We start from the raw sequence: 21,944 nt of genomic DNA, 5'->3' as shown, positions 1-21,944 counted from the left end.
ATGAATCGCCAGTGAACGAGTCGAGTGCTGTAGACCGTCGGGAACCGTCCGATGTTGCCGATGCAGTGCCGCGCACGACAGCCAGCTACTCCCGCGTGCGCGACCGCACCGACGAGCTTGAGCTGTTCATTTCCGGCCTTCTCGCCTTCGCGCTGCTGGCCGTGCCGGGCTACCTGTTCGATGCGTGGGCACGTAGCAGCCTGCACACCGAAGGGGTCTATTTCCAGGCGCTGTGGTTCGCCTTCAGCATCGGCGTCGGCATGTGCTACGTGTTGGCGGTGGCCTTGATCATCCACCTGGCGGTACGTGGCTACTGGATCGGCCTGATCGGCCTGAAATCGCACTTCCCCAAAGGCATCGACTGGGATCGACTGACGATGCTGGGGCCGTTCTCACGCGCGTTGCTGAAGCAGCGCGACGGCGGGCTCGACGGCACCATCGAACGCGCGGATCGTCTTGCCACGATGCTGTTCTCGAGCACGCTGCTGTGCGTGCAGACCCTGGCCGGCACGCTGGTGGTGGCGATTGTCTCGCTGGGCGTGGCGATGGCCATCGGTGCCGCCTTCGGCGATGTCGATCGCATCACGCTGGCGATCGTTGCGGTGCTGATGGTCTGCCTGCTCGGTCTGGCGATGGTGCCGACGCTGCTGGAGAAGTCGATCGCGCGGCGCCACGCGCGGGGCCTGGACACCGCACGGCAGGAGAAGCGGCTGCAGTCGGTGCTGGCGGGGCTGCAGCGGGTGCCGATGCTGCGCCTGCTGCAGACCATGCAGTGGACCCTGCAGAGCAACCTGCGCGGTCGCTCGTTCACCGTGATCTATATATCGGCGGTAATGCTGGCGATGGTGCTCGCCGCCCTGCAGGTGTATGGCTCGATGAAGTTCTCGCTGTTCAACCGCTACAGCGTGCTGACCGAAGAAGCCGTGGACCACGGCATGCTGGGCGCGCACTACGAATCGCTGCGCTCGGCGCACGACCAGCTGCTGCCCTATCCGATGATTCCGGCCGATACCATCAGTGCATCGCGGCTGCGGCTGTTCATTCCGCACCGTCCGCAGCGTGACAATCCGGTGGCGCGGCAGCGTTGTGCGGGTGGCGCCCGCAATGAAGCGCAAGGCCCACAGGCGGCGACAGCTGCGGTGAACTGCATGGCACTGCTGTGGACGGTGCAGCTCGATGGCGGCAAGGTCGACCTGCACGATTTCGTGCCGATGGAACGCCGCGACCTCGACATGCGTGGACTGGTGGGCTATCTGCCGATGGCGGACCTGAAACCGGGCCGGCATGACCTGCGACTGGTCTGGAACGCCGACGGCGGCGAACGTGGCCCCAGCCGTCGCCGCGAATACAGCATCCCGTTCTGGTACACACCAGAACCGTAAAAGGGGACGGAGGGGATCCAGTCGTTTTCCCCCTTCGCGCCGATTACGACTTAATCCCCTCCGTCCCCTTTCTGCTGTGCAGGCGCCAGAGGGCGAGGGCGCTGTACAGCACCAGCAGGGCGACCAGAGTGATCAGTTCGCGGCTGACCTCGGCCAGGCTGGCGTCCATCTGGTTCAGGCGCACCATCAGGTTGATGCCGGACGTGGTGGGCAGCAGCTGCGCCAGCCACACCAGCGGGCGCGGGGTCATCACCGCGGGCCAGGACAGGCTGGCCAGGAAGAACAACGGGATCGAGGTGGCGATGATGTACTGGAAGGCGCGTTCGCGGGTGCGGAAGAAGCTGCCGACGAACAGGCCGAACGCTACCGTGGCAGCGATGAACAGCGTGCCGCCGAGCAGCTGGCCGAATGGGTTGCCGCCACGCGGGTAGTCCTGCACCCAGGCGGTGAAGCCGGCGTACCAGAACAGCCCGAACAGCCCGATCAGGCCGAAGCCGAGGGCCATGCCGGTCAGGGTGGGCAGGTCGAACTGCAGGCGCCGGCCCAGCACCAGGCGGCGACCGCCGAGCAGCACGCCGATGCCCATCAGCAGCGTCTGGTGCACGATCAGTTCGGCCACGCCGGGCACGATCGCGCTGCCATAGCCTTCCTGCGTGTTGAACAACGGCCGTTGCACGAGAGTGACCGGTGGTGCCTGTGGCGCGCCCATGAACGCGGCCTGGGTGACTGCCGCTTCGCGGCCGAACGCGCCCAGTGCATCGGCCACGCTGCCCAGCACCCAGCTCGCGCGGCCGAGATAGGCGCCGTTGCCGAGCAGTACCAGCTTGGCCGGATGGCCACGCAGGATGTCGCGTTCCAGGTTGGCCGGGATCAGCACGATGCCTTCGGCGTGGCCGGCTTCCAGCTGTGCACGCGCTTGCTGCAGGTCGGTCGGTTGCCCGACCACATGGGCCACGCGCAGCGAATCGAGCTTGCGCAGCAGTTCACGGCTGGTCGCGCTGTGGTCTTCATCGACCACCAGCACGGGCAGATTGCCGGCCACCTGATGGCGATAGGCGGCCGGGTAGAAGAACGAGTACAGGATCACCGCGCCGACCATCACCACGATCGCATAGCGGTCGCAGAGTACGGCCAGCAGGGTCTGCCGCAGGCTGTGCCAGATCCTGCTCATGCGCCAGCCCCGGCCGGTTGCGCGGCCTGCGGCGTGCGCGCGAACGCCAGCAGGCGCCAGCCGCCGATGCCGCCGGCCACCACGATCATCAGCAGCAGCGTGGCCAGCGGCCACAGCGACACCAGCAGCGGCGAACCGATGAACTGCTGCTGGGTCTGCAGCTTGATGTAGGCACTGAGCGGCAGCAGCAGGTGCCAGACGCGGGTGAACAACGGTGCGTCGATCACCGGGAAGGTGGCGCTGGAAAAGGCCAGCGCGGTGCCGATGCTCAGGCCCACGGCGGACAGGGCGGTGCCCATGTCGCGGGTAACGCCGACGAAGAACAGTGCGTACGCCGCGGTGGCCAGGTAGAACAGCGGCTGCGCGAGCAGCAGCAGCACCACGCTGCCGGCGATGCCGTCGCCACGCAGCCAGGCCAGGTAGGCCGCCCCCAGCGCGCCATACAGCGAGAACAGCACCACATAGGGCAGCACCTTGCCGGCAATGGCCGACCACGGCGCGTGGCCCAGCCAGGCGGGCAGGGTGCCATCGCGGATCTCGCGGCCGAGGCTGCCGGCCACCGCCAGCGCGAGTACCAGCGACAACACCGCCGGGAAGATCAGCGGCAGCAGGAACAGCTCGTAGCTGCGTGCCGGATTGAACAGGATGTCCGACTGCACCGCGATGGGCGCGGCACGCAGCTTGCCCGGCCCGACCTGCAGGCCGATGCGTTCGCGCAGCAGGCGCGCGTTCCACGCCGTTACCGCGTCGCCGATATCCCGCGCGGCGGACTGGCCGGTGGTCATGTAGGTGGCGTTGTAATAAGAGAACACCGTGCCTTGCTGGCCACGCAACGCCTGGCGGGTCACATCGCGCGGCACCAGCACCACCGCGAACACCTCCAGCCGGCGCAGCTGCGCGCGTGCCTCGGCCATGCCAGCCGGTTGGCTGGCGATGCGCACGCCAGGGCTGGCATCCAGCATGCGCAGCAGCAGGCGGCTGTCGCTGCTGTGGTCAAGGTCGACCACGGCAATCGGCACATCGCGCATCACCGATGCGGAGAACATCCAGGCCATCACTACCAGCATCAACAGCGGCAGCACCGTGACCAGCGCCAGGTCTGCTCGGCTGCTGCGCAACCGGCGCAGTTCTCGCTGCCACGAGCCGCCGAAGCCGCCGCGGTCGGTGTTCAGTGCTGCGGCCATGCGAACAGTACGCTCATGCCGGGGCGGAAGCCCTCGATGCGGCGTACCGGGCGCACCCGCACTTCGAAGCTGCGCACGTCATAGCCCGATGACTGGCGCGTGGTGCGCCAGGTGGCGTAGTCGCCCGCGGGGTTGATGAAGTAGACCTCGAACTCGTCGTCCTTGCCGAGCGCCGGCACGCTGCCACGCAGCTTGCTCCCGACCTTCAGGCCCTGCATCTGCGATTCGCGCAGGTTCATCGACACCCACATACGGTCGATGTCGACCAGGGTGAACACTGGGTAGCCGGCCGGTACCAGTTCGCCCGGGTCGGCCATGCGCTTGTTGATTTCACCGGCCACCGGTGCGCGGCCTTCCACTTCAACGCGTGCGGCGTTGACTTCGGCCACCGCGCCCTGCGCCTGCTGTACCTGGCCCTGCGCGGCACGCTTGTCCTGCTCGCGCGCACCGGCCAATGCCATGTCGTACTGGGCGCGGGCGGCGCGGGCCAGTTCACGTGAGCTGGTGGCCTGGGCGGCGGCTTCATCGCGCTTCTGCCGGGTCATCACCCCTTCGTTGAACAGGTTCTGCACGCGCCGGTAGGTGGCTTCGGCGAGGGTGGCGCCGGCTTCGGCGCGCTTCCAGTTGGCTTCGGCTGCGCGGATGTCTTCGCTGCGTGCGCCGTCGTTGGCCTTGTCGGCCACCGCTTGTGCGGCGGCCAGTGCGCCGTGCGCCTGCTGCTCCTTGGCCGCGACTTCGGGGCTGTCGAGCAGGAACAGTACTTGTCCGGCCTGCACGCGATCACCCTCGCGCACTTTCAGTTCAGCCACGCGCGCGGTGATCTTGGCCGAGACGTTGAGGGTGTCGGCGTCGGCCATGCCCTGGATCTGGTCGGCGGGGCTGCGCCAGGCCAGCCACAGGCCGAGCACCACCGCCACCAGCAGCACCACCAGCAGAATCGGGCCCAACCGGCGTTTGCCCGGGGGCGTCGTTGCTTCGTCGTGCAACACGTCACTCATGATCGATCACCTCGTCTGCACGCCGCCGATAGTCTTCGAAGCGGTCCATCTGTCCACTCACCTCAAGCAACTGCGCCAAGGCGATATCGTATTGGTAGGCCGCCTGCGCACGTTCGACGCGGGCACCACCGAGGCCGAGCCGCGCATCGATCACGTCCAGCGAGGTGGCCTGTCCTTCGCGGAAGGCCAGCTCCTGCAGGCGCAGGTTCTCGTCGGCCTGAGCGATGCTGCTGTCCAGCAGCACGAACTGCTGGCGTGCGGTTTCCAGCTCGTTCCAGGCCTTGCGCACACCCAGCGCCACCTGGTTCTCGGCCTCGCGCAGACCGGCCTCGGCCTGGTCCTGCTGCGCGCGCGCAGCGCTGATCTGCGCCGGTCGCGAGTTCGGCGACAGGAAGGTGTACTTCAGGCCGATGCCGAACGCCCAGTCCGGATCGGTCAGCATTTCGTCACGGCGACGGAAGTCGTACTGGCCGAACAGGAACACCGTCGGCTTGAGCTTGGCCTGCTGCACGCGCACGCCCTGTTCGGCCTGCGCGACGATCGCCCGCAGGCGCGCGATCTGCGGCTGCCGCGCCTGCGCAGTGCGCTCGAAGCTGGTGACCGGTTCCAGCGGGGTGCGCTGCACGAACAGCGGCGACAACGGCTGCACGTCACCGCCACTGCGCAGCAGGGTGGCAAGCGCAGCTTTCAGCGTGGCCAGGTCATTGAGCGTCTTCTGGTACTCGCGCTCGGCCTTGTCGCGGGCGACGGTAGCCTGCAGGCGCTGTGCACGGGTGGCGAAGCCTTCGCGTTCCAGTTTTTCGGCATCGGACAGGTGGCGGTTGAGGCCATCGCGCACGTCGCGGCGCACGACCACCGCCTGTTCGGCCAGGCGCTGGCCGAAGTAGGCCTGGGCCAATTGCACGGTCAGTGACTGCCGCTGCGCTTCGCGCTCGGCGCTGGCCTGTTCGCTGGCCGCGCCGGCAGCACGCTGCGCAGCGGGAATCAGGCCGCCGGTGTACAACGGCAGCACCGCGGTGACCACCGGCCGCGTACGCCAATCGCGTTCGGTGAACGACAGCGGCGAGTCGATGCCATAGGCCTCGGCCACCGGTGCCAGTGAGCCCAGCGGCAGGGTCAGGGTCTTCTGGAACTGCAGGCGGCGTACTTCGCCGGTGATCTCCGGCAGGCGCAGCAGGCGGGTGGCTTCCTGCAGTTCTTCCTTGTTGCGCACGCCGGCATCGGCAGCGGCCAGCGCGTCGGAGACCTGTTCCAGCCGCTGCCGCGCCTGTTCCCATTCCAGTGCGGGAGGCGTGCTGGTCTGTGCCGCTGCGGCCAACGGCAGGCTTGCCAGCAGGGCCAGGCCGGCAGCGCCGAGCGCGCGGTGCATCCTTGTCCGTGGGCAGCTCAGGTGCATGCCGTTCCTGTAGTGAAGAAGTGGGCAAACGGTAGTGGTCCGTGCGTGAAGCCGGGGTCTGCGGTGGTCGGGATCATGTTCTTTTCAACGTAGGGTATTGCCAGCGGCGGTGCGCAGCGCCTGGGTGATGTGCTGCAGCGTGCTCGAACGCACGGCGGCATGCTGCCAGAACAAGGGTACGTCCAGCCAGCGACGAGGTTCCAGCACCACTACCTGCCCGGCCTGTACCGCTGGCGTGACCAGCGCCTCCGGAGCAAGGCACCAGCCGAGTCCGCGCGCGGCAGCATCGACGAAGCCGGTGGAGGAGGGCAGGTAGTGCACGGGCGGTTGCAGGCGTGCACGGGTCAGCCTGCGCAGGAAGCGCCATTGCAGTTCATCCTTGCGGTTGAACACGATCATCGGTGCCGACGCCAATGTGTCCGCCAGCATGCCCTTGCCGAAGTGGCGTTTCGCAAAGGCTGGTGAGGCGATGGCGTGGTAACGCATCGCACCCAGCGGATGCACGTTGCAGCCCTTCAGGGGTTTGCGTTCGGCGGTGACCGCGCCCAGCACGCTGCCGTTGCGCAGCAGTTCCAGGGTGTGGTCCTGGTCGTCCATGCGCAGGTCGAACAGATAGGCATGACGCTGGTGCAGCTCGGCGATTGCGGCGACGAACCAGGTATCCAGCGAATCATCGTTGACGGCCAGCGGGATCGGCGTGCGGGTGGCATCGTTGCCGCGTTCCGGCAGCAGTTCGGCCAGCGCTTCGGCCTGCAGCGCCTGCATTGGCCGCACCCGCCGCAGCAGCACTTCGCCGGCAGCGGTAGGCCGGCATGGCGCCTGGCGCACCACCAGCACCTGGCCCAGCCGGTCCTCAAGCGCCTTGATCCGTTGCGACAACGCCGACGGGCTGATTGACAAGCGGCGTGCGGCGGCCTCGAAGCTGCCTTCTTCGAGCACCGCAGTGAAGGCGCTCAACTGCGGATGTACCAGGTCCACGCGATACCTCTTCAGTTTTTCTGCATAGGATAAAGAAAATCCAGCTGGCCTTAATGGGTCAGTTGGTCGCACCCTGCGCCTCCTTTCACGGTGGAGAGCGTCGGATGTGGATTGCTGCGGGCTTGGCCGGCCTGTTCGCGGGTGCCGGCCTGATCATCGCCATCGGCGCGCAGAACGCCTTCGTGCTGCGGCAGGGGCTGCAGCGTCGCTACGTGGGCATGGTGGTGCTGGCCTGCATGGGCGCAGACATCGCGCTGATCCTGGCCGGCGTGGGCGGCATGGGCGCGCTGGTACTGCAGTGGCCGCTGCTGTTGCAGGTGCTGCGCTTCGGCGGGGCCGCCTTCCTGCTGTGCTATGGCCTGCAGGCCGGGTTGCGCGCATGGCGCGGTGGCAGCGCGCTGGACGCGGCCGATGCCAGTGGTGGCAACCGGCGGCAGGTGCTGCTGGCCTGCCTGGCGTTCACCCTGCTCAACCCGCACGTCTACCTGGATACGATGGTGCTGCTGGGCAGCCTGTCCACGCGCTATCCGGGCGACCTGCGCTGGGCGTTCGCGGCGGGCGCCTGCGTGGCCAGCGTGCTGTGGTTCTGCGGGCTGGGGTTTGGCGCAAGGTTGCTGCAGCCGGTGTTCCGCAACGCGGCCGCATGGCGGTTGCTGGATGCAGGCGTGGCCGCCTTCATGCTGTGCCTGGCGCTGCTGTTGCTGCTGCGCCCGCTCTAGGCAGCATCCACCGCGCACAATGGCGTTTCGCCGGGGCGCAGGGTCAGCACCCGCACGCCGCTGCGGGTGACCGCGACGGTGTGCTCGAACTGCGCCGACAGCTTGCCGTCGCGGGTGTACACCGGCCATTCGTCGGGCTGCTGGCGGATCGCCGGCTTGCCCTGGTTGAGCATCGGCTCGATGGTGAACACCATGCCTTCCTGCAGTTCCATGCCGGTGCCGGCATGGCCGTAGTGCAGGATCTGCGGTTCCTCGTGCATTTCCTGGCCGATACCGTGGCCGCAGAATTCCTTCACCACGCTGTAGCCGTGGCTGCGGGCATGGCGGGCGATGGCGTGGCCGATATCGCCCAGGCGCGCGCCGGGCCGCACAGCGGCGATGCCTTTCCACATGGCTTGGTAGGTCACCTGTACCAGCTTGCGCGCGGCGTAGTCGACCTCGCCCACCAGGTAGGTGGTGCTGGAATCGGCGATGTAGCCGTTCTTCTCCAGGGTGATGTCGAGGTTGACGATCTGGCCGTTGCGCAGCACGTCATCGGCCGACGGCATGCCGTGGCAGATGACGTTGTCGATGGAGGCGTTGAGCACGTACGCGAACCCGTATTGCCCCTTGCTGGCGGGCCGCGCCTGCAGGTCGTCGACGATCATGCGTTCGACGATGTCGTTGATCTCCAGCGTGCTGCGGCCCTGCAGGGGCAGTGCGTCGAGCATGGCGAAGACCTGCGCCAGCAGCCGTCCGGACTCGGCCAGGCGGTCGATCTCGTCGGGGCGCTTGATCATGGCCATCGACTCACGCCCGCCCGGGCGCAAGCAGCTGCGGCTGCACGCCGGCGGCGCGCAGTTCGCTGGCGACGACGTCCTGGAAGCTCAGGGTCGGGTTCATCTCGCACAGCATGCCGACCCGGATCCAGAACGTGGCCTGGGCATTGATCGAGCGGTTGGAGACGGTGCAGGCACGGCGCAGCTGGTCGTGCAGGGTGTCATCGATGTTGACGATGCCCATGGGCGTTCTCGGCGGGGAATATATGAATCGTATACGAAACGTATATTGCCACTCAAGCCCGGGCCGTTCAGCCAGCGTCCGTGGCGAAGCGCAGGCGGTTGCCGTCCGGATCGACAATCAGCATTTCGCGGCTTCCCCAATCCGTATCGTGTGGCGGCTGCTCGATGGGTACCCCGGCAGCGCTGAACGCACGGTGCAGGGCATCGACGTCGGCGACGATGAAATACACCGCACCGCCTACTTCGCAGTCACCGGTGTGTTCGGTCAGGAAGATCGTCTGGCCCTCGCGGGTGAGCTGGGCGAACAGCGGGAAGCCGGGTTCGAAGCGGTGCTCCCAGTCGATGATGAAGCCCAGGCCCTGCACATAGAACGGCAGGCTGGTATCGGCATGGCGCATGCGCAGCTGCGGGATGACGGTCTGGGGCATGAGGGTGGCTCCGGTGGCGGGAATCCAGTGTAGTGCCGAGCCATGCTCGGCTATCGCCTTCTGTAGGGTCTAGCCATTCTCTACTCAGGGGACCGCGAACAGCAGCCGAGCATGGCTCGGCTCTACAAGAAAGCGATCAGCAGCCGAGCATGGCTCGGCTCTACAAGAAAGCGATCAGCAGCCGAGCATGGCTCGGCTCTACAAGAAAGCGATCAGCAGCCGAGCATGGCTCGGCTCTACAAGAAAGCGATCAGCAGCCGAGCATGGCTCGGCTCTACAAGAAAGCGATCAGCAGCCGAGCATGGCTCGGCTCTACAAAAAAGCGATCAGCAGCCGAGGATGGCTCGGCTCTACAAGAAAGCGAACAGCAGCCGAGCATGGCTCGGCTCTACAAAAGAGCGAACAGCAGCCGAGCATGGCTCGGCTCTACAAAAAAGCGATCAGCAGGCAGTCGGGACTGCGGCCAGCGCCGCCAGCAGTTCGCGGTTCACCTGCTGGTGTCGCGTCTGCCATACAGGAAGATCATCAGCGCTGATATCCGGTTGCCCATCCAGCGACGACAGCCAGCGCTTGAAACGGCTCTGATAGTTGGCCAGTGACACCTCGCCGGTGATATCGCTGCCCACCAGTCCACCGGTACGCAGGGCTTCGATCACCATCAGTGCGTGCTCAAGCTGGAAGCGGCCCTGGTCCCAGTTGCTGCGCGCTACCTCTTCAGCGAACACGTCCTTGTCGATAGACAGATAGCTGGGACGGGGTGACTGCGCCTGTTCGGCGGCGAACGCGGCGACCAGCGCCTCGGGATGTTCGAAGCGACGGAAGGCGCCCGCCATGCCCATGCGGCTGGCCCAGCCCACATCCACGTCCATGCACCAGTAGGTCAGCCGCCGTCCCAGCAGGGGCCGCCAGTGGTTCTCCCACGCATGGCCCCGGCCGATATCGCGGGAGGTGATGCCCAGCACGTGCACATGCGATACCTGTGGCAACGCCGCGGCGGCGTTCACCCAGGAACCGCAGTGCATGCCGAAGGGAAAACGCATGTTGTCCGGATGGTTGTCCAGCACCACCAGCTGGAACGGGGCACGCGTGTGCAGGCGCTGCAGCAGCGGCAGGCTGAGATGATGGAAGTCGCCGCTGCCGAGCATCACCGTGCCGAGTTGTGCCGGCAGCGGCGACAGAACTTCATCTGCGAAGCGTGACAGCGTGCCGTTGCGGCAGGCGAAGCGCAGCGGATCATGCCAGTGCTGCAGCGCGAGCGTGCGTGCCTGCGGCAAGGGCAGTACGCCACCATCAAGGTCGAGGATCAGCGGGGGGCGCAGTTGCATCGGTCAGCCCCCTCCATCCGGCTCACCCTGCAGGTGCGGTGCCAGTCTGCGCAGGGCGGCGCGCAGCAGGGGCGAACGCGCGTGCACGGCATGCACGGTGGAGGTGAAGCGGGCACCCAGTTCGGCCTTGATGCGTGAATCGGTCCAGCCGGCGACGTAGTGGCTGAGGCCGTGCTGCAACGCGTACTCCAGGTTGTGCATCCAGCTGACCGAGTACAGGTTGTGGTCGCGCGATTGCGGATAGGACAGGCCGATGTACTTGTCCACCAGTTTGCCGGCGTGCACGTAGCACAGGTTCCAACCGATCAGCTCGCCGTTGTGGCGGTAAAGGAACATGCGGCCCTGACCCTGCGTGTCCGCCAGCAGGTGCTGGAAGAAGGGCAGGTCGAGCTGATCGAAATGCACCGCGCTCTGCGCATACACCTGCAGGTACAGCGCGTGCAGTTCGGCCTGCAGCCGTGGCTCGGCAAGCGCGGGGTCGCCGGTAGCGATGCAGTCGATCTGCAGGTGGGCACGCGAGCGCAGTTTGCGCCGGATGTTCTTGCGCCGCGCCGTGGACAGGCGCGCCAGGTAGGTGTCGATGCAATCGAAATCGATCGCCACCCATGCCAGCGGCATGCCTTCCAGCTGGATGAAGCCGCGTTCCAGCAGCGCCTGCAGGAACGCCTGGCTGTGCGCGTTGGCGGCGTCGTCCAGCAACGGGGAATCGATCGCCAGATCCTTGACCACCAGCAGCCGGCTGTCACCGACGCCGTGGCGCAGCACATCGTCGGCCAGGGCCGCCGCCGACACGTGCGCCGGCAGCGGTGTGTACTCGGTGCTGGTGGCGCCGATGAACCGCGTCTGCCAGGTCAGCCACGGCCGCCACAGGCGCGACAGCGGCTGCCGCAGCAGGCGCGAGCGCACTGCATCGTCCAGGGTCGTGGTCAGATCCAGCGGCGCCCGGAAGCTGGGCAGGCCGCTGGGCAGGCGGCTGGCATCGAAGCCCAGGGGCGGGTGGGCCAGGAAGCCCTCCAGCAGCGCGGCCGGTTCCAGCGCGGTGCTGGATACACGCGGAATCATGTCCATGCGGGGCACGGGAACCGGCAGCGCATTTCCACTCAGCCCTTGGCCTTGGTCAGCAGCTGGTCCAGCAGGGTGATCGCCAGATCGATCTCTTCGTAGGTGATGTTCAACGAGGGCGCGAAGGTGATCACGTTCTTGTACCAGCCACCGACATCGAGCACGAGGCCCATGCGCTTGCCGTCGTGCAGCAGGTCGCCGGCCAGGCCGATGTCGACCATGCGGTCCAGCAGCTCACGGTTCGGGGTGAAGCCATCGGCAGCGCAGATTTCCGCGCGCAGCGCCAGGCCGAGGCCATCGACATCGCCGATTTCCGGATGGCGCTTCTGCAGGCCGCGCAGGCCGTCGAGGAAGTAAGCGCCTTTTTCCGGAACGGTGCGTTCGTAATCCATCTCTTTGCCCAGCTTCAACACTTCAAGGCCCAGGCGCGTACCCAGCGGATTGGAATTGAAGGTGGAGTGGGTGGAGCCCGGCGGGAACACGGTCGGATTGATCAGTTCTTCGCGCGCCCACAGGCCCGACAACGGGTTGAGGCCGTTGGTCAGTGCCTTGCCGAACACCAGCACGTCCGGGGTGACACCGAAGTGTTCGATGGACCACAGCTTGCCGGTGCGCCAGAAGCCCATCTGGATCTCATCGACGACCATCAGGATGCCGTACTTGTCCAGCACGCGCTTGAGGCCCTTGAAGAAGTTGCGCGGCGGAATGACGTAGCCGCCGGTGCCCTGGATCGGCTCGACGTAGAACGCGGCGTACTCGGCCTGGCCGACCTTGGGATCCCATACGCCGTTGTACTCGCTTTCGAACAGGCGCTCGAACTGGTGCACGCAGTGGTCGGAGTACTCGTCGGGGGTCATGCCCTTCGGACGACGGAACGGATACGGGAACGGGATGAACATCGCGCGTTCGCCGAAGTGGCCGTAGCGGCGGCGGTAGCGGTAGCTGGAGGTGATCGACGAGGCGCCGAGGGTGCGGCCATGGTAGCCGCCTTCAAACGCAAACATCAGGCTCTTGCCGTTGCGCGCGTTGCGGACGATCTTCAGTGAATCCTCCACCGCCTGCGCGCCACCGACGTTGAAGTGCACGCGGCCGTCGAGGCCGAACTTCTCGTGCATGTCCACCGCGATGGTCTTGGCCAGCTGCACGCGCGTGGGGTGCAGATACTGGCTGGCGACCTGCGGCAGGGTGTCGATCTGGTCCTTCAGCGCATCGTTCAGGCGCTGGTTGGCGTAACCGAAGTTGCAGGCCGAGTACCACATCTGCAGATCGAGGTACGGGGTGCCGGCGGCATCGAACATGTAGCTGCCTTCGCAGCGCTGGAAAATCTTCGGCGGATCGACGTAGTGCACGGTGTCGCCGAAGGAGCTGTAGCGGGCTTCGTCTGCCAGCAGCTGCGCATCGGTGATGGCGGCATCGGCGTTCTTGTCAAAAATATTCATCGGTTCGGTTCCGGAGAGGACATTCGAAGGAAGCAACGGGCGGAGCGATCAGGCGGTGGCGAGCAACCGCGGAAGCGAGGGCTGAAGCAGGCTGCCGTCGAGAAGGCGCGGCAGCAGCGCGGCAGCATCGTGGAAGGTGTCGATGGCGGCGTGGGGGATGCCGGCGTTTGCGCAATGGGTAATCAGGCGACGCTTGGCGAATACGAAATCGGCGTGTTCGGATACGCAGAAATCCGAAGCGCCATCACCGATCATCAGCACACGAGGGGCTTCGTCGCCACGCGCCTGCGCCGCGCAGGTGCACTTGCAGGTGCCGCTGCGGCAGCCTTCCGCCTGGTAGGGGGATTCCAGCTGCCAATGGCCGTCACACCAGCGCAGATGGTTGGCCACTACGGGCAGCGGCGGCAGGCCATGGTTGGCGAGTATGCGATGGATCGCGTAATCCAGACCGTCGCTGACGATGCGCAGTGGCAGGCCCAACGCATGTGCGCGATTGACGAAGGCGGCAAAGCCCGGATCGATCCGTACCTGGTCCAGGTGTGCATCGAGTGTGGCCGGATCCAGCTTCAGCAGACGGACCTGGCCCTGCATGCATTCACGCGAGCCGATCTCACCCGAGCGCCACTGATCTTCCAGCTGCTGCCAACCGGGTTGGCCGAACTTTTCCAACAGTGAATCGATGACGTCCTCGAGGCTGATGGTGCCATCGAAGTCACACAGGATGCTCCATTGCATGGGCAGCTCCGTCGATGAAGAGAGGCGTTGGCACGATGCCGGCGACGGGGCCAATGTAGGCAGGCCGTCTTTCTCGTTCCTTTCCGCCTGAAAGCTTGAACAGAGGCACTCGGGAAGCGTTCAGCCAGTGACGCGAAGCAGGCCTCGCCGGGCTTCAGCCACTACTGGGCCGCCAGCACCTTCACGATCTCGCGGGTGTCTGCAGGGGTCAGCCAGGGGCTGTTGCCCACGGTCAGGCAGCGGGCGGCGAAGTCGCGGGCATTGGGTACGTGCGCATCTGCAACGATGCCACGCAGATAGGCGTAGTCCGGCAAGGCATGGATGAACATGCGGCTGACACCCAGGCCGCGCTGCCACAGCGCGGACAGCGCCTTGTCACGCGCACGTTCGCTGGGCAGCAGCAGCATCAGCATCGGCCAGGTGCCGAGGGTGCCAGGCATTCCGTCCACCACTTCAACGGCAGGCAGTGATTCCAGCTGCACGCGCAGCTGCAGCGCGCGCAGGCGGGCCGCCTGCAGGAAGGCGGGCAGGCGCTGCGCTGCGTGCGCACCGACGTTCTGCCGCCAGCGGCTGACGCGATGCTGCGGAATGTCCAACGGAAACACATCACCCACCGCATCTTCCAGGTCGCCACGGCGCAGGGCACGCCGCAACGGATTTCCATACACCAGCGACAGCAGGGAAGGGCGGTAGCAGGCCGCCAGGCCCAGCAGCTGCAGGCTGCGGGTCAGCTCCCAGCGCAGGCTGAAGGGCGTGTGTCCTGCGCCCTGCTCGATCAATGCCGCACGCAGTGCTTCGTCATGCGTCAGCAGCAGGCCGCCCTCATGCAGGCTCAGGCCCTTGCCGGCTGCCAGGCTGAAGAAACCGATATCGCCGCGCAGGCCCACGCTGTTGCCGGCCACGCGGGCACCCAGTGCCTGCGCAGCGTCCTCGATCACCCACGCGCCGACGCCGTGCGCGATCGCACAGGCGCGATCGACATCGGCGATACGCCCACCCAGATGCGTGGGAATGATCGCCAGCGTGCGCGCATTGGCTGTGGCATGCAGGGCAGCCGGGTCGAAGTCGAAGTGGTCGCGGCGGGTATCGCACAGCTGTATGCGCAGGCCGAGGCTGTGCACGGCAATCGGCACCAGCGGGCAGGTATAGGCCGGCAGGATCACCGTATCGCGTTGCGGCGCGCGCCTGCGCAGGGTGCGCAGGGCGATCAGCAGGGCGTGGGTGCCCGAGCAGGTCAGCTGCAGCGGTGGCGTGCCCAGCTGTTCGGCGAGAATCGTGCGCAGGTCGCCACCGCCGGGAAGAAAATCGCTGGCCTGCAACGGCAGGCCGGCGGTGGGCGGCAATTCGCGCGACAGCAGGCTCACGGGCTTGGTTCGGTTGCAGCATGTGGATCATCCGCCTCGGCACGGCCCAGGCAGATGATGCCGGCCACGATCAGCACCGCACCGATCAGGTGATGCAGCGTCAACGGCTCGTGCAGCAGCCACGCCGAAAGCAGCAGCACGCTGATCACTTCCAGATGAGAAGCGGCGAATGCAGGGCCGATCGGCGCGTGCCGCAACAGACTCATCCAGGTGAAGAACGCGCCGACGTAACCCAGCATCGCGCCGTACACCCAGGGCTGCGACAGCACGCGCAGCAGCCATGCGGTGTTGGCCTCCACCGGCAGCGCGGCGTCGCCGGCATACTTGAAGCACAGCTGGGCCAAGGTGTCGAAGGCCATCAGCAGCGGGAAGCCGACCAGATACAGCCGCCTCATGTTCCGGCTCCAACGACGGCAACGCCGGCGCTGACCAGCAGCATGCCGGTCACCCGTAACGGCGTCAGCCGCTCGCGGAACAGGATGCGGCCGGCGACCATCAGCGCAACGATGTTGATCGAGCCGAGCAGCACGCCCTGCGACAACGGGACCAGCGACAGGAAGGCGATCCAGGCGACGAACTCAAGCACGTAGCAGGCGATGCCAAGCCACAGCCAAGGACGGCCGAACATGTGCTTCCAACGCTGCAGGCCTTCGCCGTCCTGCGGGTCGCTGGCGGCAGCCTTGAAGGCCAGCTGGCCGCCGGTGTCGAGCACCACGTTGACCAGCCACAGCAGGGTGGCAAGCGATCCCATCTCAGGCGACCGCCTGCAGCGCGCCCGCACGTTCGCCAATGTCGCTGAAGAAACGCGCGCTGCGACGGATCACCTCGCGCCGTTCGCGATCGATGGTGATCATGTGGTAGCTGTCTTCCAGCACCACCAGTTCGGTCGGTCCGCTGACGCGTGAGATCACCAGTTCGGCATTGCCCATGCTGGCCACGTCGTCTTCGCGGGCGTGCATCACCAGGCAGGGTGCCGTGACCTGGTGCAGGTGGCGGCGCGTCCAGCTGCTCAGCGCACGCATTTCGGCCAACGCATGCCACGGATTGCCCGGCAGGCCGGCAGCGGCACTGTCACCGGACAGCATGGCGGCGCTGACCTGCGCACGCAGGCGCTCATCGCGCAGGCCATATGGCGGCTCTTCCATGAACATGCGGTCGCGGCCGATGCCCAGGCGCTTGAACCACGGCAGCAGGAACGAGAAGCGCGCGACGGCCGGAATGTTCCAGCCGTCGTAGCGGAAGGTGGCGCCGTACACGCCCACGCCGGAGACCCAGTCCGGGCGGCGCGCCGCCAATGCCAGCGCAAGCACCGCACCCATCGACAGCCCGCCGACGAACAACTGGTCAACCTTGCCGCGCAGGTTCGCCGCCGCATCTTCCACGCCCTGGTACCACTCTTCCCAGCGGGTCTGCAGCAGGTCCTCGACGCTGCCGCAGTGGCCCGGCAGCTGCACGCCGTGCACGCTGAAGCCGGCGTTGTTCAGCCCTTTGCCCAGCATGCGCATCTCGGCCGGCGTGCCGGTCAGACCATGGATCAGCAGAACGCCCTGCGGGCCACCGGGAAGGAAAAACTCATGGGATGCAGGCACCAGTCGGCTCCAGCGCGGCAGTCGGGAAGCTCAGCATCGCAAGCGCGATTTTCGGCAACCTTTCAACGGCCGGGCTGGATCAAGGGCCCTTCAGCAACGGTATGGTGATGGACACCTTCAGGCCGCCACCGGGGCGGTTGAGGTAACCCAGGCGCCCGCCCAGATGCTCGACGGCCTCATGAGCGATGGCCAGGCCCAGGCCAGTGCCGCTGGCGGCAGTGCCGGGCGCGCGGAAGAAGCGTTCCCCCAGCCGCGACATCACGTCTTCAGGTACCCCGGGGCCGTTGTCTTCGACGTACAGCTCGACATCGTTGTCGTCCAGCGCCTGCACGCCTACCGTGACGGTCGCCTCCGTGCCTGCGTAGCGCAGGGCGTTGTCTATCAGATTGTCCAGCGCTTCGTGCAGCAGGGCGCCGTTGCCCAGTATCCGCACGGGCTGCTGCGGGCCCAGATAGCCGAGGTCGATGCCATCGCGGATCGCTTCGGGCACGCGCATGCCCACCCATTGCGGCACAAGTTCGGACAGGTCCAGCGCCTCCACCGTCTCCGGCACGGTCTGGGCACGGCTCAACGCCAGCAGCTGGGTGCTGACGCGCGCGGTGCGCTGGTTGAGCCGGCGGATGTTCTGCAGCGCTTCGCGCACCGTCTCCGGATCGCCGTGGGCCAGTGCCTGGTCCACGTGCAGTGCCATGCCCGCCAGTGGCGAGCGCAACTGGTGGGCGGCATCGGCAATGAAGCGGTTCTGCAGCGTGATCATTTCCGCCTGCCGTGCGAACAGGCCATCGATGGTACTGATCAGTGGCTGGATTTCTTCCGGTACGTCGGCATCGGAAATCGGTGCCAGCTCGCCGCGGCGCTGGGCCAGGCGCGAGGTCAACGGGGTCAGGATGCGCAGGCCATGGGTGACCCCGAACCAGACCAGCGCCGCCATTCCCAGGGCCAGCATGGTCATCAGCGGAATGACGATCATCAGGATCTCGCGAGCGCGCTGGCGGCGGTCGGCCATGCTTTCGGCCACGGTCACCGCCAGCTGGTCCTGCGGATCGTTCATGGTCTGGGTGCAGACCGTCGACATGCGCACCTGCTGGCCGTTCAATTCACCTTCGTACAGCGCCGGATGCACGCCGCTGCAGTCCTGCGATGGTGCATAGGCGCTGAAATCGGCATTGCCGGCGATGGTGCCCAGGCGGCTGCTGTCGACGTTGAAGTAGCGGTGACCGTCGGGGTCGTACTCGATGAGGAAACGTGCCTGCGGGGACAGGTCGCTGCTGACCGGCATCGTGCTGAGCATTTGAGCGAACGAGACGGTGTCGTCGGTCAGGTTGCGGTCGTGGATGCGGTTGGAGTAGTCCAACGCCACGTAGTACGCCAGCAGCGTGTTGAAGGTCAACAGACCCAGCATCGGCAGCGCCAGGAAGGCGAGCAGGCGCCGGCGCAGGCTGGGCGGTCCGCTGATCACGCGCCGGCGTCTTCCAGCATGTAGCCCAGCCCGCGCACCGTGCGGATGCCCATGCCGCCCGGCTGCAGCTTGCGGCGCAGGCGGTGCAGGGCGATGTCCAGGCCGTTGTCGGTCAGGTCCTGGCCCCAGTCGCACAGCGCTTCCACCAACTGCGCACGGGACACGATGCGCTCGGCACGCACCGCCAGGGCGGATAGCAGGCCGAATTCGCGCGCGGTCAGCTCCAGGGTCTGCTCGTCGATCCACACCCGGTGCCCGGTCAGGTCCAGGCGCAGCCGGCCGATGCGCAGGTCGGGGTTGCCGTTGCTGGTGACCCGGCGCAGCTGTGCGCGCACGCGTGCTTCGAATTCGTCCAGCGCAAAGGGCTTGACCAGGTAGTCGTCGGCGCCCAGGTCGAGCACGCGCACGCGCTCGGCCAGGCCATCGCGTGCGGTGACCACCAGCACGGCCAGGCCATCGCCACGTTGGCGCAGCCGTTGCAGCACGTCGCGGCCATCCAGCTGGGGCAGGCCCAGGTCCAGCACCAGCAGTGCGTACTGGGTGGAATTCAGTGCGGCATCGGCATGCGCGCCGTTGTCCACGTGGTCGACCACGTGGCCCTGCCGGCGCATCGAGGCGCACAGGCCTGAGGCGATGTCGGGATCGTCTTCTGCGATGAGAACGCGCATGCGCGGGGCTCCTGGGGGCGGATGGGCCGCCCGCTGGACAGGGCGGGCCTCTCGGCTGCCGAGGGTAGCGGCAAACCGGGTGCAGGTGGCGGGCGTGGGGGACCGGGGCCAGCCCGACGCTGGCCCTTCGTTCAGTCCTGCAGCCCGGTCTCGCCCTTGGCCAGTGGCACCCGCGAACCGTCCAGCAGGCCCCGACTGAGCTTGCCGTCCTCGATGAACAGCAGTTCGCCGTTCTCACCATTCTTGATGCTGCTGTCGATGGCGATCACGCGGCCGTCGTGGAAGCTGCTGACATGTGGCATGGACGTGTGGCCGACCACGATGCGCTTGAGCTGAAGGCGGTCGAGCACGGCCTGCACGCCCTCGGTATCCAGGCGTCCGTCGAAGTAGCCGCGGTACCAGATCGGGCTGGTCTTGCCGTCGTACAGCGGCGCGGTGGCGGGGTCTGCCTTCACCTCGGCCTTGGGAATGCCCAGGGAGGCCTGGTAGGCGGCGTTGGTGTGGGCAGGGTCCAATGCCATCTGCACGGCATCGGGCGAGATGCCGCCGTGCAGGAACAGGGTGTCGCCGATCCGCAGCAGCACCGGGCGCGTGCGCAGCCACTGGCCGATCACCGAGTCGGCACCATACAGCTGCGGATAGCTGCGGCCGAGCAGTTGCGCGCTGCGCAGGTACTTCGGGTTGACGTAACGCAGGTCGTCATAGAGCACCATGGTCTCGTGGTTGCCGAGCACGAAATGCACCGCGCCACCGGCGGCCGCCGCCTGCTGCTGCAGGCCGTACAGCAGCCAGAACGCTTCGGTCACCTGTGGGCCGCGATCGAACACGTCGCCCGCGATCACCAGCGTGTCGGTGCCCAGCGCCCAGCGGTCCTGCGCGTCGATTACCCGGTTGGCGCGCAGCAGGCGGACCAGCAGGGCGTACTGGCCGTGGATGTCGGACACCGCGACGATGCGTGGCACGGCCGGTAGCACCGATACCGATGGCACGTTCGGCGGCAGTACGTGCACCGCATGCGGGTAGCCGCAGTGCGCGGCAACATCCGTGCCCCCGGTGCCGGCCTGCACGGTGTGGGTTTCAACCTTGTCCTGGCAGATCCATTGCGCCTTCAGTTGCGCGCCTTCACGGAATACGTAAGGACCATCGCTGTCCACGTGCTCTGCGGGTGCTGCCACGTCGCGGGCCGAGGCCAGTGGTGCGGCCAGCAGCAGGACCAGCGGCAGCAGGATCGACAGGGTGCGGGCGGAGTTCGGCATCGGCGGCGTTCAGCGGCAGGGGATGCTCGATGCTAACCGCCGGAGGGCACCGCGGGTGTGCGTGAACGGGCGGATCAGGCCCGGCCTCATTCCTTGAGCTTGCGCACGCGGGTATCGGCGGCATGCAGAGGCTGGCCGTCGCGTCCGTGGGGTTGCATGTAGGGCAACGGCCGGCGGCTGCTGGATTCGATCAGCTGCGAGTGCGCCTCACCAGCGGCAAAGCGATGCCGTTCGCCCCATTGGCGCAGCGCGACCAGCAACGGGAACAGGTCCTGGCCGGCCGCGGTCAATACATAGTCCTGGTACACGCTGCCATCGGCGGCAGGCTGCTGCACCAGCAGCCCCGCCTCGACCAGTCGCCGCAGGCGGTCGCTGAGGATGTTGCGCGCCGCGCCCAAGCTGCGCTGGAAATCGCCGAAGCGGCTGATCCCATCGAAGGCATCGCGGATGATCAGCAACGCCCAGCGGTCGCCAAGCAGATCGGCGCTGCGGGCCACGGGGCAGGGGCTGTTGGCGTGCATGGGGAATGTCCTCGATTGTGGTTGCAGTTTAAAACCAGTGGCGCTACCGTGCACGTAGTTTCAAATTGCAACCACGATGATGATGCCTTCGCTGTCCCGCCCGTTGTTGGGCCTGCTCGCTATTGCTGCCGGTGCCAGCGTGGCCAACGTCTACTTCGCGCAGCCGCTGCTGGAGCGCCTGGCCCACGATTTCGCCCTGGATGCCGCGGTGGCCGGTGCACTGCTGGCTGCCACCCAGGCCGGCAGCGTGCTGGCCCTGCTCGGGTTGCTGCCGCTGGCCGACCGTGGCGACCGTCGCCGACTGCTGCGCGCGCAACTGCTGGCGCTGGTGGTGGCGCTGCTATGGCTGGCTGCCGCGCGCAGCACCGCGTGGCTGCTGTCGGGCATGCTGCTGGCAGGGCTGCTCGGTACTGCGCTCACCCAAGGGCTGATCGCGTACGCCGCCAACCTCGCTGCACCGGAGCAACGCGGGCGGGTGGTTGGCATGGTCCAGGGCGGCGTCTTCATCGGCCTGCTGTCGGCACGCGTGGTGTCCGGGGCGGTCGCCGCCGTGGCGGGATGGCGCGCGGTGTACGTGCTGTCGGCACTGCTGATGGCGGCGCTGGCGCTGCTGCTGTGGCGGCGGCTGCCGCACGTGCCGGTGCCTGCAATGCCGCCGGCCTGGCGCGAGCTGCTGCGCTCCATGGTCCAGATGCTGCTGCAGGATCGGGCACTGCGCGAACGTGGGCCATTGGCACTGCTGTTGTTTGCCGGTCTCAATGTGTTCTGGGCGGCGGTGCCACTGCCGTTGTCGGCGCCGCCCCTGAGCTGGTCGACCGCTGGCATCGGCGCGCTGGGCCTGGCGGGCATCATCGGCGCGCTGCTGGCAGCAAGGGTCGGGCATTGGATGGATCGTGGTTTTGCCCACCGGGTGAGCCTGGGCGCGCTGCTGTTGATGCTGGTGGCCTGGGCGCCGCTGCTGGGCCTGCCGCAGTCGCTGGCGCTGTTGCTGCTGGGCGTGGTGGTGCTGGACCTGGGCGGGCAGGCGTTGCATGTGTCCAACCAGGCCCTGCTGCTGCGCGCACCGGCCGAACAGCATGGGCGCCTGGTGGCGCTGTACATGCTGTTCTATGCGGTGGGCAGCGGTATGGGCGCTGCCGCAGGCACCTGGATGCAGGCGCGCTACGGGTGGCCGGCCGTGTGCGCGCTGGGAGCGGGCATCGCTCTGCTGGCCTTGGCGTGGTGGGCGACGTGGCGCATTCCGCGCGACGCCGCCCCGTAGCGTCGAAG

23 protein-coding genes are annotated in these 21,944 nt (G+C 67.0%); 3 read left to right on the top strand and 20 right to left on the bottom strand.

Annotation, left to right across the window (positions count from 1 at the left end):
• Positions 1–11 precede the first annotated feature (11 nt).
• On the top strand, positions 12–1,382 hold the full coding sequence (locus HUT07_RS13355) for a hypothetical protein (protein ID WP_176021335.1): 1,371 nt from the start codon (positions 12–14) through the stop codon (positions 1,380–1,382).
• Positions 1,383–1,425: 43 nt separating this feature from the next.
• On the opposite strand, the gene HUT07_RS13350 is transcribed toward HUT07_RS13355, so the two are convergent.
• From HUT07_RS13350 to HUT07_RS13330, 5 genes are all read right to left on the bottom strand, one after another.
• Positions 1,426–2,553 carry an ABC transporter permease gene (locus tag HUT07_RS13350; protein ID WP_176021334.1) on the bottom strand — a complete coding sequence of 376 codons (1,128 nt, stop codon included), beginning with the start codon at positions 2,551–2,553 and terminating at the stop codon, positions 1,426–1,428.
• Positions 2,550–3,737 carry an ABC transporter permease gene (locus HUT07_RS13345; RefSeq protein WP_176021333.1) on the bottom strand — a complete coding sequence of 396 codons (1,188 nt, stop codon included), beginning with the start codon at positions 3,735–3,737 and terminating at the stop codon, positions 2,550–2,552. The genes HUT07_RS13350 and HUT07_RS13345 overlap by 4 nt, the downstream gene beginning before the upstream one ends.
• Positions 3,722–4,735 carry an efflux RND transporter periplasmic adaptor subunit gene (locus tag HUT07_RS13340; RefSeq protein ID WP_165376625.1) on the bottom strand — a complete coding sequence of 338 codons (1,014 nt, stop codon included), beginning with the start codon at positions 4,733–4,735 and terminating at the stop codon, positions 3,722–3,724. Before HUT07_RS13340 ends, HUT07_RS13345 begins: the two co-directional genes overlap by 16 nt.
• Positions 4,728–6,104: a TolC family protein gene (locus tag HUT07_RS13335; RefSeq protein ID WP_176021332.1), complete on the bottom strand. Its 1,377-nt coding sequence runs from the start codon at positions 6,102–6,104 to the stop codon at positions 4,728–4,730. Before HUT07_RS13335 ends, HUT07_RS13340 begins: the two co-directional genes overlap by 8 nt.
• A gap of 111 nt (positions 6,105–6,215) precedes the next feature.
• Positions 6,216–7,109, bottom strand: coding sequence for a LysR family transcriptional regulator ArgP (locus HUT07_RS13330; protein WP_176021331.1), 894 nt, complete (start codon positions 7,107–7,109; stop codon positions 6,216–6,218).
• A 104-nt stretch (positions 7,110–7,213) separates the two neighbouring features.
• Between HUT07_RS13330 and HUT07_RS13325 the strand changes: the two genes are divergently transcribed.
• Positions 7,214–7,828: a LysE/ArgO family amino acid transporter gene (locus HUT07_RS13325; RefSeq protein ID WP_176021330.1), complete on the top strand. Its 615-nt coding sequence runs from the start codon at positions 7,214–7,216 to the stop codon at positions 7,826–7,828.
• Here the strand turns inward: HUT07_RS13325 and map are convergent.
• The 15 genes from map to HUT07_RS13250 all read right to left on the bottom strand — a co-directional run bounded on the left by map (position 7,825) and on the right by HUT07_RS13250 (position 20,675).
• On the bottom strand, positions 7,825–8,607 hold the full coding sequence (gene map / locus HUT07_RS13320) for a type I methionyl aminopeptidase (protein ID WP_176021329.1): 783 nt from the start codon (positions 8,605–8,607) through the stop codon (positions 7,825–7,827). The two genes, HUT07_RS13325 and map, sit on opposite strands and share 4 nt — an antisense overlap.
• Positions 8,608–8,617: 10 nt before the next feature.
• Positions 8,618–8,830 (bottom strand): ParD-like family protein, encoded by a 213-nt coding sequence (locus HUT07_RS13315; protein ID WP_025873788.1) that lies wholly within the window; start codon positions 8,828–8,830, stop codon positions 8,618–8,620.
• Positions 8,831–8,897: 67 nt separating this feature from the next.
• A complete protein-coding gene (locus HUT07_RS13310) occupies positions 8,898–9,257 on the bottom strand; it encodes a VOC family protein (protein ID WP_176021328.1) in 360 nt (119 codons plus the stop codon).
• 440 nt (positions 9,258–9,697) lie between these two features.
• Positions 9,698–10,582 carry an arginase family protein gene (locus HUT07_RS13305; protein ID WP_176021327.1) on the bottom strand — a complete coding sequence of 295 codons (885 nt, stop codon included), beginning with the start codon at positions 10,580–10,582 and terminating at the stop codon, positions 9,698–9,700.
• 3 nt (positions 10,583–10,585) lie between these two features.
• On the bottom strand, positions 10,586–11,650 hold the full coding sequence (locus HUT07_RS13300) for a GNAT family N-acetyltransferase (RefSeq protein ID WP_176021326.1): 1,065 nt from the start codon (positions 11,648–11,650) through the stop codon (positions 10,586–10,588).
• Positions 11,651–11,682: 32 nt separating this feature from the next.
• The gene (locus tag HUT07_RS13295; protein ID WP_176021325.1) at positions 11,683–13,083 is read right to left on the bottom strand and encodes an aminotransferase class III-fold pyridoxal phosphate-dependent enzyme; all 1,401 of its coding nucleotides are present in this window, start codon (positions 13,081–13,083) and stop codon (positions 11,683–11,685) included.
• A gap of 48 nt (positions 13,084–13,131) precedes the next feature.
• On the bottom strand, positions 13,132–13,818 hold the full coding sequence (locus tag HUT07_RS13290) for an MtnX-like HAD-IB family phosphatase (RefSeq protein ID WP_176021324.1): 687 nt from the start codon (positions 13,816–13,818) through the stop codon (positions 13,132–13,134).
• 161 nt (positions 13,819–13,979) lie between these two features.
• The gene (locus tag HUT07_RS13285) at positions 13,980–15,182 is read right to left on the bottom strand and encodes a DegT/DnrJ/EryC1/StrS family aminotransferase (protein ID WP_176021323.1); all 1,203 of its coding nucleotides are present in this window, start codon (positions 15,180–15,182) and stop codon (positions 13,980–13,982) included.
• Entirely contained in the window at positions 15,179–15,577 is a 399-nt protein-coding gene (locus HUT07_RS13280; RefSeq protein WP_089239700.1) for a DMT family transporter, read from the bottom strand. Before HUT07_RS13280 ends, HUT07_RS13285 begins: the two co-directional genes overlap by 4 nt.
• Positions 15,574–15,933, bottom strand: coding sequence for an EamA family transporter (locus HUT07_RS13275; RefSeq protein WP_025873780.1), 360 nt, complete (start codon positions 15,931–15,933; stop codon positions 15,574–15,576). Before HUT07_RS13275 ends, HUT07_RS13280 begins: the two co-directional genes overlap by 4 nt.
• A gap of 1 nt (position 15,934) precedes the next feature.
• On the bottom strand, positions 15,935–16,771 hold the full coding sequence (locus HUT07_RS13270) for an alpha/beta fold hydrolase (RefSeq protein ID WP_176021322.1): 837 nt from the start codon (positions 16,769–16,771) through the stop codon (positions 15,935–15,937).
• 79 nt (positions 16,772–16,850) lie between these two features.
• Positions 16,851–18,230 (bottom strand): sensor histidine kinase, encoded by a 1,380-nt coding sequence (locus tag HUT07_RS13265; RefSeq protein WP_176021321.1) that lies wholly within the window; start codon positions 18,228–18,230, stop codon positions 16,851–16,853.
• Complete coding sequence (locus HUT07_RS13260) at positions 18,227–18,898, bottom strand: response regulator (protein WP_100464099.1); 672 nt, start codon at positions 18,896–18,898, stop codon at positions 18,227–18,229. The genes HUT07_RS13265 and HUT07_RS13260 overlap by 4 nt, the downstream gene beginning before the upstream one ends.
• A 131-nt stretch (positions 18,899–19,029) precedes the next feature.
• Entirely contained in the window at positions 19,030–20,154 is a 1,125-nt protein-coding gene (locus HUT07_RS13255; protein ID WP_176021320.1) for a metallophosphoesterase, read from the bottom strand.
• 86 nt (positions 20,155–20,240) lie between these two features.
• Positions 20,241–20,675, bottom strand: coding sequence for a helix-turn-helix domain-containing protein (locus HUT07_RS13250; RefSeq protein WP_176021319.1), 435 nt, complete (start codon positions 20,673–20,675; stop codon positions 20,241–20,243).
• 76 nt (positions 20,676–20,751) lie between these two features.
• On the opposite strand from HUT07_RS13250, the gene HUT07_RS13245 reads away from it, so the two are divergent.
• Positions 20,752–21,936 (top strand): MFS transporter, encoded by a 1,185-nt coding sequence (locus HUT07_RS13245; RefSeq protein WP_176021318.1) that lies wholly within the window; start codon positions 20,752–20,754, stop codon positions 21,934–21,936.
• Positions 21,937–21,944 lie beyond the last annotated feature (8 nt).

It is taken from the genome of Stenotrophomonas sp. NA06056 (genome assembly GCF_013364355.1).
GTDB lineage: Bacteria > Pseudomonadota > Gammaproteobacteria > Xanthomonadales > Xanthomonadaceae > Stenotrophomonas.
The sequence above is the reverse complement of the archived record's forward strand: the minus strand, read 5'-3'. Positions and strand labels throughout refer to the sequence as shown.

Coding starts and splice junctions, on each gene's coding strand:
- HUT07_RS13350 (WP_176021334.1), bottom strand. CDS start 2,553: ATGAGCAGGATCTGGCACAGCCTGCGGCAGACCCTGCTGGCCGTACTC.
- HUT07_RS13345 (WP_176021333.1), bottom strand. CDS start 3,737: ATGGCCGCAGCACTGAACACCGACCGCGGCGGCTTCGGCGGCTCGTGG.
- HUT07_RS13340 (WP_165376625.1), bottom strand. CDS start 4,735: ATGAGTGACGTGTTGCACGACGAAGCAACGACGCCCCCGGGCAAACGC.
- HUT07_RS13335 (WP_176021332.1), bottom strand. CDS start 6,104: ATGCACCGCGCGCTCGGCGCTGCCGGCCTGGCCCTGCTGGCAAGCCTG.
- HUT07_RS13325 (WP_176021330.1), top strand. CDS start 7,214: ATGTGGATTGCTGCGGGCTTGGCCGGCCTGTTCGCGGGTGCCGGCCTG.
- map (WP_176021329.1), bottom strand. CDS start 8,607: ATGATCAAGCGCCCCGACGAGATCGACCGCCTGGCCGAGTCCGGACGG.
- HUT07_RS13315 (WP_025873788.1), bottom strand. CDS start 8,830: ATGGGCATCGTCAACATCGATGACACCCTGCACGACCAGCTGCGCCGT.
- HUT07_RS13310 (WP_176021328.1), bottom strand. CDS start 9,257: ATGCCCCAGACCGTCATCCCGCAGCTGCGCATGCGCCATGCCGATACC.
- HUT07_RS13305 (WP_176021327.1), bottom strand. CDS start 10,582: ATGCAACTGCGCCCCCCGCTGATCCTCGACCTTGATGGTGGCGTACTG.
- HUT07_RS13300 (WP_176021326.1), bottom strand. CDS start 11,650: ATGGACATGATTCCGCGTGTATCCAGCACCGCGCTGGAACCGGCCGCG.
- HUT07_RS13295 (WP_176021325.1), bottom strand. CDS start 13,083: ATGAATATTTTTGACAAGAACGCCGATGCCGCCATCACCGATGCGCAG.
- HUT07_RS13290 (WP_176021324.1), bottom strand. CDS start 13,818: ATGCAATGGAGCATCCTGTGTGACTTCGATGGCACCATCAGCCTCGAG.
- HUT07_RS13280 (WP_089239700.1), bottom strand. CDS start 15,577: ATGAGGCGGCTGTATCTGGTCGGCTTCCCGCTGCTGATGGCCTTCGAC.
- HUT07_RS13275 (WP_025873780.1), bottom strand. CDS start 15,933: ATGGGATCGCTTGCCACCCTGCTGTGGCTGGTCAACGTGGTGCTCGAC.
- HUT07_RS13260 (WP_100464099.1), bottom strand. CDS start 18,898: ATGCGCGTTCTCATCGCAGAAGACGATCCCGACATCGCCTCAGGCCTG.
- HUT07_RS13255 (WP_176021320.1), bottom strand. CDS start 20,154: ATGCCGAACTCCGCCCGCACCCTGTCGATCCTGCTGCCGCTGGTCCTG.
- HUT07_RS13250 (WP_176021319.1), bottom strand. CDS start 20,675: ATGCACGCCAACAGCCCCTGCCCCGTGGCCCGCAGCGCCGATCTGCTT.
- HUT07_RS13245 (WP_176021318.1), top strand. CDS start 20,752: ATGATGATGCCTTCGCTGTCCCGCCCGTTGTTGGGCCTGCTCGCTATT.